Source organism: Chitinivorax sp. B, assembly GCF_005503445.1.
Taxonomy (GTDB): Bacteria; Pseudomonadota; Gammaproteobacteria; order Burkholderiales; family SCOH01; genus Chitinivorax.
Genome location: NZ_SCOH01000028.1, coordinates 35,882 through 49,018, shown reverse-complemented (window position 1 = coordinate 49,018; position 13,137 = coordinate 35,882). Strand labels below are relative to the sequence as shown.

The 13,137-nt window shown below is 52.2% G+C and carries 10 protein-coding genes; all 10 read left to right on the top strand.

The genetic code is table 11. The annotated features are described in order from the left end of the window. Positions 1–4 precede the first annotated feature (4 nt). Genes FFS57_RS16570 through FFS57_RS16525 form a run of 10 tightly spaced genes read left to right on the top strand, consistent with a single transcriptional unit; the run spans position 5 to position 13,136 of the window. On the top strand, positions 5–1,261 hold the full coding sequence (locus FFS57_RS16570) for a TIGR03087 family PEP-CTERM/XrtA system glycosyltransferase (RefSeq protein WP_137938924.1): 1,257 nt from the start codon (positions 5–7) through the stop codon (positions 1,259–1,261). After that, positions 1,258–2,784 carry an exosortase A gene (xrtA, locus tag FFS57_RS16565; protein ID WP_137938923.1) on the top strand — a complete coding sequence of 509 codons (1,527 nt, stop codon included), beginning with the start codon at positions 1,258–1,260 and terminating at the stop codon, positions 2,782–2,784. The genes FFS57_RS16570 and xrtA overlap by 4 nt, the downstream gene beginning before the upstream one ends. Further along, entirely contained in the window at positions 2,774–3,943 is a 1,170-nt protein-coding gene (locus FFS57_RS16560; RefSeq protein ID WP_137938922.1) for a TIGR03088 family PEP-CTERM/XrtA system glycosyltransferase, read from the top strand. The genes xrtA and FFS57_RS16560 overlap by 11 nt, the downstream gene beginning before the upstream one ends. A 21-nt stretch (positions 3,944–3,964) precedes the next feature. Beyond that, on the top strand, positions 3,965–5,887 hold the full coding sequence (locus tag FFS57_RS16555; protein ID WP_137938921.1) for an XrtA/PEP-CTERM system amidotransferase: 1,923 nt from the start codon (positions 3,965–3,967) through the stop codon (positions 5,885–5,887). After that, entirely contained in the window at positions 5,887–7,101 is a 1,215-nt protein-coding gene (locus FFS57_RS16550) for a TIGR04063 family PEP-CTERM/XrtA system glycosyltransferase (protein ID WP_137938948.1), read from the top strand. Before FFS57_RS16555 ends, FFS57_RS16550 begins: the two co-directional genes overlap by 1 nt. Continuing rightward, positions 7,098–8,183 (top strand): glycosyltransferase family 4 protein, encoded by a 1,086-nt coding sequence (locus tag FFS57_RS16545; RefSeq protein WP_137938920.1) that lies wholly within the window; start codon positions 7,098–7,100, stop codon positions 8,181–8,183. Before FFS57_RS16550 ends, FFS57_RS16545 begins: the two co-directional genes overlap by 4 nt. Then, positions 8,183–9,562 (top strand): phenylacetate--CoA ligase family protein, encoded by a 1,380-nt coding sequence (locus FFS57_RS16540; RefSeq protein WP_137938919.1) that lies wholly within the window; start codon positions 8,183–8,185, stop codon positions 9,560–9,562. Before FFS57_RS16545 ends, FFS57_RS16540 begins: the two co-directional genes overlap by 1 nt. A 31-nt stretch (positions 9,563–9,593) precedes the next feature. After that, positions 9,594–10,778 (top strand): hypothetical protein, encoded by a 1,185-nt coding sequence (locus FFS57_RS16535; RefSeq protein ID WP_137938918.1) that lies wholly within the window; start codon positions 9,594–9,596, stop codon positions 10,776–10,778. Then, positions 10,771–11,700, top strand: coding sequence for an AAC(3) family N-acetyltransferase (locus tag FFS57_RS16530; protein WP_171014014.1), 930 nt, complete (start codon positions 10,771–10,773; stop codon positions 11,698–11,700). Before FFS57_RS16535 ends, FFS57_RS16530 begins: the two co-directional genes overlap by 8 nt. Continuing rightward, positions 11,697–13,136: a lipopolysaccharide biosynthesis protein gene (locus FFS57_RS16525; protein WP_137938916.1), complete on the top strand. Its 1,440-nt coding sequence runs from the start codon at positions 11,697–11,699 to the stop codon at positions 13,134–13,136. Before FFS57_RS16530 ends, FFS57_RS16525 begins: the two co-directional genes overlap by 4 nt. Position 13,137 lies beyond the last annotated feature (1 nt).

The window sequence follows — 13,137 nt, the reverse complement described above, 5'->3', positions numbered from 1 at the left end:
TCTCATGCAAGATCTGTTGTATCTCGTCCATCGTATTCCTTTTCCACCCAATAAGGGTGATAAGGTCAGGTCATTCAATATGTTGCGTTTTCTCGCACAACGCTATCGGGTGCATTTGGGCGCTTTCGTTGATGACCCGGCTGATTGGCGTTATGTCGATGAACTGAAACAATATTGTGGCGAAGTACATCTGGAACCCCTCTACAGGAAGCGTGCCACACTGAAAAGTGCCGTTGGGTTACTGACAGGTGAAGCACTGACGTTACCGTTCTACCGCAACGATAATATGCAGCAATGGGTGGATCGCGTTGTACGACGTCAACCTATTCAGCGTGTGTTGGTATTTTCTTCACCTATGGCACAGTATGTGGCAAAACATACCCAATTGACTCGTATTGCTGACTTCGTTGATATCGATTCCGACAAATGGCGGCAATATGCTGAGTCCAAGCGCTGGCCTTTATCTTGGGTATATCGTCGAGAGGCTGATCGGTTGTTGGCATTTGAGGAAAACATCACACAGCGCTTTGATGGAACAGTTTTCGTCTCATCGATTGAAGCCCAACACTTCCGTGAGATGGCCCCGGCATGCAAGGCAAAAGTCGGTTACGTGAATAATGGCGTGGACACTGAATTTTTTGATCCTGGATTTACTTGTGATAACCCTTATGGGGTAGACGAGATGCCTGTAGTCTTCACCGGTGCAATGGATTACTGGCCGAATATCGATGCAGTACAGTGGTTTGCCCATGACATTCTGCCAGCACTCAGGCGGCGTTTCCCTACTCTGGTTTTCTATATTGTTGGTGCACGCCCTACAGAAGCGGTGACAGCGTTGGGCCAATTGCCCGGGGTCAAGGTGACAGGGAGTGTGCCAGATATTCGTCCATATATTGCCTATGCTACGTTGGCCGTTGCGCCATTGCGTATCGCTCGCGGTGTGCAGAATAAAGTGCTTGAAGCCATGGCCATGGCCAAATTGATCATTGCGTCGCCGCAGGCTGCCGAAGGGATTGAAGCAACTCGCGGTCGGGACTTTCTGGTGGCAGAACAAGTGACTGACTATCAACGGCTGATTGAGTCGGCATTGGCAGGGCAGTTTGTTGATATGCCCGCCGCCGCACGCCGTTGTGTGCAAACCAATTATGATTGGTTTACCAACTTGGCCCGGTTTGCGGAGCTTTTGGATGTTCCGGTTGGTAACGCAGCTTTGCCATCCACTGCTGCACCTGCCATGTACCATTCAGGGAGGGGAGGGTGAAACTGGAAGCCCCTGCCTTCGGTGTGTCCACTGGTGGAGATCGATCTGCCAATGTGTGGCGCAAGTATTTTCTGATGTTGTGTGCCGGCTTGATGTTGTTGTTTGGGGTCTATACCGACACTTGGCTCGGTATGGTGGATATCTGGTATCGATCTGATACTTATGCACATGGTTTTTTGATTGGCCCAATCACATTGTGGTTGATTTGGCAGCGACGCAAGCAAGTGACATTGTTGCAACCCTCACCTGCGTTATTGCCATTGGTTGGCTTGGTGTTGTTGGGGGCTGCCTGGCTGGTTGGTAACGTGGCTGGGGCTGTAGTCGTGCAGCAATATGCCTTCGTCTTGATGTTGCCACTATTGGTTTGGGCCATTGTTGGTTGGCAAGTAACCAAGGCGTTGTTATTTCCTTTGTGTTACTTGGTTCTTGCCGTGCCGTTTGGTGAAGTGCTGTTGCCTTGGATGATGAATTTCACGGCTGACTTTACGGTGGGGTTGTTACGGATGACCGGCATCCCAGTCTATCGTGAAGGTCTGTTCTTCACGATCCCTTCAGGGCAGTGGTCGGTGGTTGAGGCATGCAGTGGTTTGCGTTACCTGATTGCATCGTTCACTTTGGGTACGCTCTATGCCTATCTGACTTATCGTCGTTTCTCCCGTCGTTTGATCTTTACACTGGCATCGATTGTGGTGCCGGTTCTGGCCAATGGCTTACGCGCCTACATGATTGTGATGATCGGCCACATGAGCGACATGAAATATGCCGTGGGTGTGGATCATTTGATCTACGGCTGGCTGTTCTTCGGCATCATTATGCTTGGCTTGTTCTGGGTGGGGGCGTATTGGCGTGAAGATATCGATCGGACCGATCAACCACAATCCTCGACTGATTTGATATCGCCGGTGCCTGCCCGTCTGTTTCTCACGATCGCGCTGGTACTCGTCACGGTACTGCCATGGCCTGTATATGCGGACTATTTGAAACGCCGGCCTGCAGGCAGTCAACAAACAATCGTGATTGATGCCCCACAAGGTTGGACCCAAGTCAGCCGACGGATCAATTGGACTCCGGCCTATGACAATGCTCCTTACAAGTTCCAACAGGAGTTCGCAAGTGGTGCGCAGCTGGGCGGGGTATTCATCGGTTTCTACCCTGGTTCATTGCGCGGTGCCGAGATGGTGTCTACTGGCAATGGCCTGTTTCGCGATGAGCATCAGGAATGGACACTGCTTCAACAAATGCATACCGAAACCCAGACATGGGGCCAAGTATTGCAATCCGATATTCGTGGCAGTGCAGTTCAATTCCGTTTGTGGCAACGCTATTGGGTGGATGGTCGCTGGACTGCTAATCCTTACTACGCCAAGTTGTTGCAAGCCAAAGCTCGCTTGATGGGGGAGCCTGGTCAGTCCGCAATTGTCATGTTGTATGTACTAGGTGATTCCCAAGGTGATGATGTAATGAATGCATTTGCCGCTGCCATGTCACCTATGTTGGAACAGGGATTACAACATGCAAAATAGCGGGGTGGGATTGCAGGCCACTCCGCTGGTTGTGCACTTGATCTACAGTTTGGATTTTGGCGGCTTGGAAAATGGATTGGTCAATCTGATCAATCACATGCCGCCACATGTTTGTCGACATGCGATTATCTGTTTGACAACATCCAGTGACTTTGCCAAGCGCATTCAGCGGCCGGATGTGTCGATTTATGCCTTGCATAAGCCGCCCGGCAAGGCAATCAGCTCCTATGTGAAATTGTGGCGGTTGTTGCGCGAACTCAAGCCCGATTTATTGCACACACGTAATCTGGCGACATTGGAAGGCCAGTTCTGGGCAGTATTGGCTGGAATCAAACACCGCATCCATAGTGAGCATGGTCGGGATGCGGACGATATTGACGGCCACAATATCAAATACCAGCGATTGCGGCGCTTGTTCCGGCCATTGGTGCAACACCAGATTGCACTTTCCAAAGATTTGCAGCGTTATTTGGTGGAGCGCATATTTGTACCGCCAAGCGGCCTGAGTCAGATTTACAACGGGGTGGATGATCAACGGTTTTCACCGGCCCAAGCGGGGCGTGCAGACGTGACAGGTTCACCTTTCAACGGTCGTGATGACCTGATTGTGATTGGAACCGTAGGGCGACTGCAGCCTGTCAAGGATCAGGTCAATTTGGCTGAAGCGTTTGGCCGACTGATTGCTCGCAATCCGCAATACCGTAGTTTTGTGAGATTGGCAATCGTCGGGGATGGTAGTTTGAAGGATAAGGTGGTCGGAAAACTGGATGCGGCACAAGTGCTTGATCTGGCTTGGTTACCGGGTGCCCGCCACGATGTGCCAGAGCTGATGCGTGCATTTGATATCTTTGTACTTCCATCGTTAGCAGAAGGCATTTCCAACACCATTCTGGAAGCCATGGCATGTGGGCTGCCCGTTGTTGCGACGGATGTAGGAGGGAATGGTGAACTTATTCTCCATGATCAGACGGGTTTGTTGGTACCTAAAGCCGACCCGGCGGCATTGGCTGATACGTTGGATCGGTATGTGACGGACGCCGTGTTGAGACGGGCTCACGGCATGGCGGGTCGGCAGCGCATTGAACAGGAATTCAGCCTCACCAAGATGGTTGAGCGCTATTCGGATATTTATCTGCGTGCCTTGCAGGGCGCGCTGTGACACTCATGATGGAGCACACGTATGTGTGGGATTGTCGGTCTATTTGACCTGAAGGGCCGTCGCGTGTATGGCCGCGACCTGTTGTCCCGTCTTAACGATATTCAGTATCACCGCGGGCCTGATGAAGGTGGTTTGCATATTGAGCCAGGTGTGGCATTTGGTCACCGCCGCCTGTCTATCATTGACCTGTCTACCGGCCAACAACCATTGTTCAACGAAGACCGGTCGGTGGTCGTGGTATTCAATGGTGAAATCTATAACTTTCAGGAATTGGTACCAGAACTGAAAGCGCTTGGTCATACCTTCCGCACGCATTCTGACACCGAAGTGATTGTGCATGCTTGGGAAGAATGGGGAGAGGCCTGTGTACAACGATTCCGCGGTATGTTTGCGTTTGCGTTATGGGATCGTAACCGTGACATTCTGTTTTTGGCACGTGATCGTCTGGGCGTGAAACCATTGTTCTATGCGCTACTATCGGATGGCACGATGATGTTTTCGTCGGAGCTGAAAGCCATCGCAGCGCATCCTGCCTTTGAGAAAGTCCTCGATCCCATGTCGATTGAGGATTACTTTGCCTATGGTTACATCCCGGAACCCCGAACCGTCTATCTAGGAGCTGCCAAGCTTGAGCCAGGCCATACACTGACTTTCCGTCATGGCGGTATGATGCCGGAGCCGCGTCAGTATTGGGATGTGCCATTCAGATCAGTAGGCCCAATCAGTGAGAAGGAGGCGGAAGAAGAAATGATCCGCCAATTACGTGATTCGGTCAAAATTCGTATGATTTCCGAAGTGCCATTAGGTGCCTTCTTATCCGGTGGAGTCGATTCAAGTGGTGTGGTTGCGATGATGGCGGGTTTGTCACAAGACCCGGTCAACACATGCTCCATCTCGTTTGGTGATCCGAAGTTCAATGAATCCGAGTTTGCCCAGCAAGTGGCTACTCGATATCGCACCAATCATCGTGTTGAGCAAGTTGACCCTGATGATTTCAGTTTGATCGACAAATTGGCTGGCATGTATGACGAACCTTATGCTGATAGCTCGGCTTTGCCTACCTATCGGGTCTGCGAGCTCGCCCGCAAGCATGTGACGGTGGCATTGTCCGGTGATGGCGGGGATGAGAACGTTGCGGGGTATCGTCGCTATCGTTTCCATTTGCATGAAGAAAAGCTGCGTTCTGCTTTGCCACTGTCGATTCGCCGTCCCCTGTTCGGTACTTTAGGCACCTTGTATCCGAAGGCTGACTGGGCGCCACGTGTGTTCCGTGCAAAGTCCACTTTTGAAGCGCTGGCTCGCGATTCGGTCGAAGCCTATTTTCACGCTGTGTCAATTTTCAAGACCAGCATGCGTGCCAAGCTCTATACACCTAAATTCATGGCTGAGCTGGGTGGCTATCACGCTAGTAATGCGATGCGGCGCCATGCTCAAAAAGCACCAACTGACCATCCGTTAAGCTTGGTTCAGTATCTGGATATGAAAACCTACCTGGTCGGCGATATTCTGACCAAAGTGGATCGTGCCAGCATGGCCAATTCATTGGAAGTTCGTGAACCACTGTTGGATCATTCGTGGATGGAGTGGATGTCTGGCTTGCCACCAGAACTGAAACTCAAGGGTGGTGAGGGTAAATATATCTTGAAGAAGGCACTGGAACCTTATTTACCGAACGATATTTTGTATCGGCAGAAGATGGGTTTTGCCGTGCCGTTGGCAACGTGGTTCCGCGGGCCGCTCCGGCAGCGCGTCAGGGATGCTTTGCTGGGTGATGTCTTGGCGCAAACGGGTTGGTTCAATCAGAGTTATCTACTGGAGCTGGTGACCCACCACGAGAAGGGTATCCGTGACTACAGTGCGCCAATCTGGACCTTGCTGATGTTCGAGTCATTCCTGCGAAATTGTCTGGGTGTCAGCACCAGCCCCAGTATCAAGGTGGCATGATGCGCATCCTGCACATCCTGGATCACTCCATTCCGTTGCATTCGGGCTATACCTTCCGGACCGCAGCCATATTGCGTGAACAACGTAAGTTAGGCTGGGAGACTTTCCATTTGACCAGCCCGAAGCAGGAAAACTGCACCGTGCTGGAAGAAGAGGTGGATGGCCTGCATTTTTTCCGCACGCCACCTGCAACGGGTTTCATGTCCAGTAAGCCGGTGTTGAGCGAGATCGCGTTGATTAATGCTACAGCCCGCCGACTGGAAGAAGTGGCTCGTCAAATCAAGCCAGATGTATTGCATGCTCATTCTCCAGTACTGAATGCCATTCCTGCTTTGCGGGTTGGCCAGAAACTGGGTATTCCGGTGGTGTATGAAGTACGGGCCTTTTGGGAAGATGCCGCCGTTGACCATGGTACCAGCAAGGAGTGGGGGTTACGTTATCGTGCCACACGAGGCTTGGAAACCTATGCATTGAAACGGGTGGCCGCGGTGACGACCATTTGCGAGGGGCTGCGTAGCGATATCGTGGCGCGAGGTATTCCGGCCGAAAAGGTCACAGTGATTCCCAATGCGGTAGATATTGAAAAATTCACCATGGGTGCTGAACCTGATTCCACATTGCAGGCCAAGTTAGGGTTGACTGGCAAGACCGTGCTGGGCTTCATCGGTTCGTTCTATGCCTACGAGGGTCTGAATGTATTGCTGGACGCGATGCCATTGATGTTGCGCGATAATTCGAATGTACGCTTGTTGTTGATTGGTGGTGGACATCAGGAAGCTGCATTGAAGCAGCAAGCTCAGCAACTCGGCATCACTGATCAGGTGATATTCACCGGGCGAGTTTCAAATACCGAGGTACCCAAGTATTACGATTTGGTGGATGTGCTGGTATACCCACGTCTACCAATGCGTCTGACAGAGCTGGTGACGCCATTGAAGCCGTTGGAAGCCATGGCGCAAGGGCGCCTGGTTGCAGCCAGTGATGTTGGTGGTCACCGCGAATTAATTACGCCAGATGTAACTGGTGTACTCTTCCGTGCCAATGATGCGGTTGATTTGGCTCGTGTCGTATTGGCGTTGGCTGATAATCCTAAGCGTTGGCCCGCGATGAAAGCTGCTGGCCGTCACTATGTGGAAACCGAACGCAATTGGGCCAAAAGTGTGGGCCGTTACCATCAAGTTTATCCCACGTTATTGAACGGGAAACAGCGATGAGCGAATTACGGCTAGCCTTGGTCGGGCCGTTGCCACCGCCTTCTGGTGGTATGGCCAACCAGTGCCGTCAACTTGCCCGTCTGTTAGGCGAAGAAGGTGTACAGGTTAATGTTGTGCAGGTCAACGCACCTTATCAACCCGCTTTCGTCGAAAAGTTGAAGGGTATCCGGGCATTGTTTCGGCTGATTCCCTACAAATGGGCACTATGGCGGGCCGCAGGCCAAGCCGATGTGATGCATGTGATGGCCAACTCCGGCTGGTCCTGGTATTTGTTTGCAATGCCTGCAGTCTATATTGCCAGATTGCGTGGTACCCCCGTCATCATTAACTATCGAGGTGGTGGCGCAGAAGAATTCTTTGGCAATGCACCCGCATTGGCATTACGTGGATTGCAAAAAGCAGACGCACTGATTGTGCCATCCGGTTTTCTGCGCGAGGTATTTGGCAAGTTGGGATTCAGTGGTCATGTTATTCCCAACATTATCGACCTGGCACGTTTTACCCCACGTCAACCGCAGCCGGGCAAGCAGGATAAGCACGTGATCGTCACCCGCAATCTGGAGCCGATCTACGATATCCCCACTGCATTGCGCGCCTTTGCAAAAGTTCGGCAGGTCTTGCCCGCTGCTCGTCTGACTGTGGCTGGTTCAGGCCCGGAGCTGGCTAACTTGCAACAGCTGGCAGAACAACTGACCATCACCACGGCGGTGACTTTTGCAGGACGTATCGACAATGATCAGATGAGTGCGCTGTACACCTCGGCTGATTTGATGTTGAACCCAAGTACTGTCGATAATATGCCGATTTCGATTCTCGAAGCCTTTGCGAGTAATGTGCCAGTAGTTACAACCGATGTTGGTGGGGTGCCTTTCATTGCAGAGCATGGTCGCACCGCGTTGTTGGTACCGGCCCGTGATGTTGATGCTATGGCGGGCGCAATGCTGAGCATATTGCAAGATGATGCGTACAGCGAGCAGTTGACCACGGCAGGGCTGGCAGAAGCGCAACGCTATGCTTGGCCGGTAGTGCGCGAACAATGGCTTGCTGCTTATCGTGGCTTGATCCGGAAAGGGTCGCATTGATGGGCCTCTATACCGCTTTTGCAGCCAACGTGTTGTTCCCGTTGCATGAAAAACTAAAACGCCACGATACGATTGCGGTCAAGCATGAGCTTGAACGAACACAATGGTTGAAGCCAGCCGAATTACAGTCATTACAGATTAACCGGTTACGTGCCTTTTTGACCGATTGTGGCCAACATGTGCCTTACTATCGTGCGCTATTCAGGTCGATCTCGTTCGATCCGACCCGTGTTAACGTGCTGTCGGATCTGACACGCCTGCCCATCCTGACCAAAGACATCATCCGTCGTGAATTCGATAACCTGAAATCGACACAGGCCGAGCCGATGAGGCTGTTCTCGACTACTGGTTCAACGGGTGATCCACTGCGTTTTTGTATTAGCAATACCAGGGTTAGCCATGATGTCGCTGCCAAATGGCGTGCGACCCGTTGGTGGGATGTTGATATCGGTGACCGTGAAATGGTGATCTGGTCCAGCCCGATTGAGCTGACCAAGCAGGATCGCATCAAGCAAATACGGGACTGGCTATTGCGCAGCAAACTGGTGCCATCGGCGGCCATGTCAGCCTCAGATATCGAACGCTTCATTGCCGATATTCGAGCTTTTCGACCGGCCATGTTGTTTGGTTACCCGTCTTCCATGACCTTGATTGCGCAGCATGCGGAAAAACAAGGTATTCGCATGAATGATCTGGGCATCAAGGTTGCATTCTGTACCGCTGAGCGGATGTACCCACATCAAGCGGACGTATTGAAACGCGTATTTGGTTGCCCTGTTGCAAATGGTTATGGTGGTCGTGATTCCGGTTTCATTGCTCATGCCTGTCCGGAAGGGGGCAATCATATTACTGCAGAAGACATTATTGTCGAGGTTGTCGACGAGCAAGGCCTGCCTTTGCCACCTGGGGTGCCAGGGGAGGTAGTAGTGACGCATCTGTATAGTACGGGCTTCCCATTTGTTCGTTACAAGAATGGTGATGTAGCTGTGTTGGATGATTTGCAGTGTAAATGCGGCCGGGGCTTGCCATTGTTGAAAGAAGTGCGTGGCCGCACCAATGATGTATTGCTGGCAGAGGATGGCACCATGGTGCACGACGTTGCCATTGCTATGGTGCTGCGTGACATGCCTGGTGTGAATGGTTTCAAGGTGATTCAGGAAACACTACATCATTGCCGACTGCAATTGGTCACTGATGACCGTTTTCAGAACACTGGCAGTGAGCCCAAGATTCGTGACACTTTCCAGGCCCGATTGGGGCGTGGGGTGACGCTGGATATTGAATATGTCGCGGCAATTGAGCCGGAAAAGACCGGCAAATTCCGTTATGTGGTCAGTAAAGTCAGCCAGCATCAAGCTGGTCAAATGACCACACCATGAATTGTTTAGCGTATTTGGAGCAAATCAGACCATGTTGACCGCTGCCAAGAATTTCCTTCGCGATTGGCGCGACCAAATGCAATTACCACCTGTGGCCAAAGCCGAAGTTGCACGCGACAAGGCTGGCGTGCCGGCGCAAGATCCGGGAATTGAGCCGGCAGTTCACGCTGCGATCCAATGGTTGAAGCGTGCGCAGGATCTGTCTGCCTCACATGATGGTGGAGTGGCCAGGGATTTCAGTCTGGTTAAGGGTTGGGCAGTATCGTATCCTGAAACCACCGGTTACATCATTCCCACCATGATCGAGTATGGCAAGCGTTACAACGATCCAGACTCTATTGACCGAGCCCGTAAGATGCTGGATTGGTTGGTCAGTATTCAGTTCCCGGAAGGAGGGTTCATGGGGGGGCGAATCGATGCAGATGTTCGTGTCCCTGTCACCTTCAACACTGGTCAGATCTTACTGGGTTTGGCGGCGGGCGTTGCCGAGTTTGGTGAAGTCTATCGTCAGCCAATGCGCAAGGCAGCCAATTGGTTGCGTGATTCGCTAGATGCAGACGGTTGCTGGCGTAAACATGCAACGCCATTTGCCAAGCGGGGCGACAAAACATACGAAACACATGTGTCCTGGGGCTTGTTTGAAGCAGCGCGTGTCGATCCGGAGCAAGGTTATGCCGAAGCCGCGATGAAGCAAGTACGTTGGGCATTGACTCAGCAGCAACCAAATGGCTGGTTGGCGAATTGTTGCCTAACCAATCCTGATACCCCACTGACCCATACGCTTGGTTACGCATTACGTGGTTTCATGGAGGCGCACCGATTCACTCAGAATGCGGATGTGCTGGCAAAAGCCATCAAAACGGCCGATGGCCTGCTTTCTGCGTTACGGCCGGATGGCTTCCTGCCGGGTATGTTGAAACCCGATTGGCAGGCTGCGGTGAACTGGTCCTGCCTGACTGGTGAGGTCCAGATCGCTCATAGTTGGTTAATGCTTTATGAACTGACGGGCGACAAAAAATACCGTGATGCCGCCGCATTGGCCAATCAATACGTGCGTCGAACCATGCGCTTGGATGGCCCTGAGGATACCCGTGGCGCAGTCAAAGGGTCGTTCCCGGTCAATGGTGCTTATGGCGACTATCAGTATCTCAACTGGGCGCCGAAATTCATGATCGATGCCAATCTGCTAGAACTGGATGTCCGCAATCGTGGCTAATCTGCTCCAGTCGTTGAAACAAGCCGTAAAAGGTGTGCTGGAAGCACGCTATGCCAAGCGTCGCGAAGCGGAAATCAAAGCCGAGGCTCCGCATATCACCAAAACCATGATTGTGGATGGTTTGCGTGACATGGGGATTGGCCCTGGTGACGTTGTGATGCTGCATTCCTCATTGAAAAGCCTGGGCTATGTCGATGGCGGGGCGCAGACCGTGCTGGAAGCTGTTTATGAGGCAGTCAGCCCGGGCGGTACATTGGTGGTGCCGACTTACTACCTGCCAGGTGGCACCATCTACAACACCTGCCAGATGACCGATTATGTGTTTGACCCACGTGAGCATGGATCGAATCTGGGCGCCTTGCCCGATACATTCCTTAAAATGCCTGGCATCCGTCGCAGTATCCATCCGACACATTCCGTGTCTGCGTTGGGGCCGCAGGCCGACTACATTGTTAGCTCCCATCATTTGGCACCGTCGATCTTTGGTGAAGGCTCGCCATGGGAGCGTTGCCTGCAAGTGAACGCGAAAGTACTGGGTCTGGGCATTACCATGGGGCCCGTGACTTTCTACCATTTGTTGGAAGACAAGTGGCTGGACCGTTTCCCTTTGCCAGTGCGTTTACCTGAAGTCTTCCAATTGAAGTGCCGGGATTGGGAAGGCCGTTTGATCGAAGTGCCGGTGACGCCACTTGATCCGGTCTACAACCCGCGTCGCATTGACAACAAAGCACGTGGCGATCTGCAGCAATTCTTCATGGATGATTTCCGTCGGGCAGGCATTCTGAAAGATGGCAAGGTTGGCCAGGCTGCTGCTTGGTTTGTGAATGCACAGGATTTCTATGGTCGCCTGGAATGGTTGGCTGAGCGAGGCATTACGATTTATGCCGAGCCGGAAAAGATTGCCAAGCCGGTCAGCGAATGAGCAATCTGCGTTCCCAAGTCGTATCGGGCCTGCGTTGGACGGCAGGAGCCCGCATTGTCAGTCAGGTATTTACGTGGGCCATGACCATCATTGTCATCCGGCTTCTCACACCGGGCGACTATGGGCTGCTGGCAATGGCCAATATTTTCGTCGCCTTCTTGATGTTGATGTCGGAAATTGGTCTGGGTTTGTCGATCGTACAGGCTGACAAGGTAGAGTTACCGCAGCTTAAGCAGATTTTCGGGTTGGTGATCCTGTCCAACATGACTTTATGTGTCCTGCTGTTGCTGACCGCCCCGTTGATTGCCAGTTTTTTCAATGAGCCAAGGTTGACACTGGTTATTCAGGCCTTGGCAGCACAGTTTCCGCTGGTCGCCATGACATCCATCCCCAAAGCGTTGCTGGAACGCAAGATGGATTTCCGGCCAGCATCCATGCTGGAAGCCGTCAGTGCCATTATCAATGGGGCCGTGGTGCTTGCCATGGCTTACTGGGGATATGGTGTATGGGCATTGGTATGGGGAAACCTGGTGGGGTTGTCACTGCGTGCCGTGGGTTTTCAGATCATGTCTCCCTTTCGGGAATGGCCTAGTTTCGGCCTTACTGGCATGCGAAAATTTGTGTTCTTTGGTGGCCATGTCACGTTGGCTCGCATGTTGTGGTTTTTCTATTCGCAGGTTGATTCCTTCATCGTTGGTAAGTTGCTGGGCAAAGAGCCACTTGGCATTTATTCGGTCTCCATGCATTTGGCGGGTTTGCCTGTGCAACGGGTGTCATCAGTACTTAACCAAGTGGCAATGCCCGCTTTCTCTCGCGTACAGGATGATCTTGCAGCCGCAAGCGCACACTTCCTGAAGGCCGCACGTTTGATGGCATTTGTGGTGTTCCCGGTTTCGTGGGGAATGTCATCTGTCGCGCCAGAGCTGGTCGACCTATTGATGGGAAAGAATTGGACAGGGGCGGTGATGCCTTTGTTGTTACTTTGCCTGATCATGCCATTGCGTATGTTGAGCAGTATGATCCCAGCTGCAGTGCAAGGGTTAGGGCGGCCTGAAGTATCTGTCATGAACCAGGTTTCCGCGTGTATTGTCATGCCGATTGCTTTTGTAATCGGTTCGCATTGGGGGGTGCTAGGTATCAGTATTGCTTGGGTCATTGGTTTTCCGTTGGTACTGTTAGGAAATTTGTTCCGTGCAATGCCAGTGATCGGCTTGACGGTGTGGCAATTAGTACGGACCCAGATCGCCCCTGCCATCAGTGCGGGTGGTATGTGGGCGGCAGTGGAGCTGACTCGGCTACCATTGGGTGATTTGTCTTTGGTCCCACGCCTTGCCATATTGGTTGCAATTGGCGGTGCTGGGTATCTTGGATTGTCCTGGTTGTTGAACCGTGATGGTTTGCAAGAAGCATTGGGCTTCTTCCGGCGAGGTGGCTAAG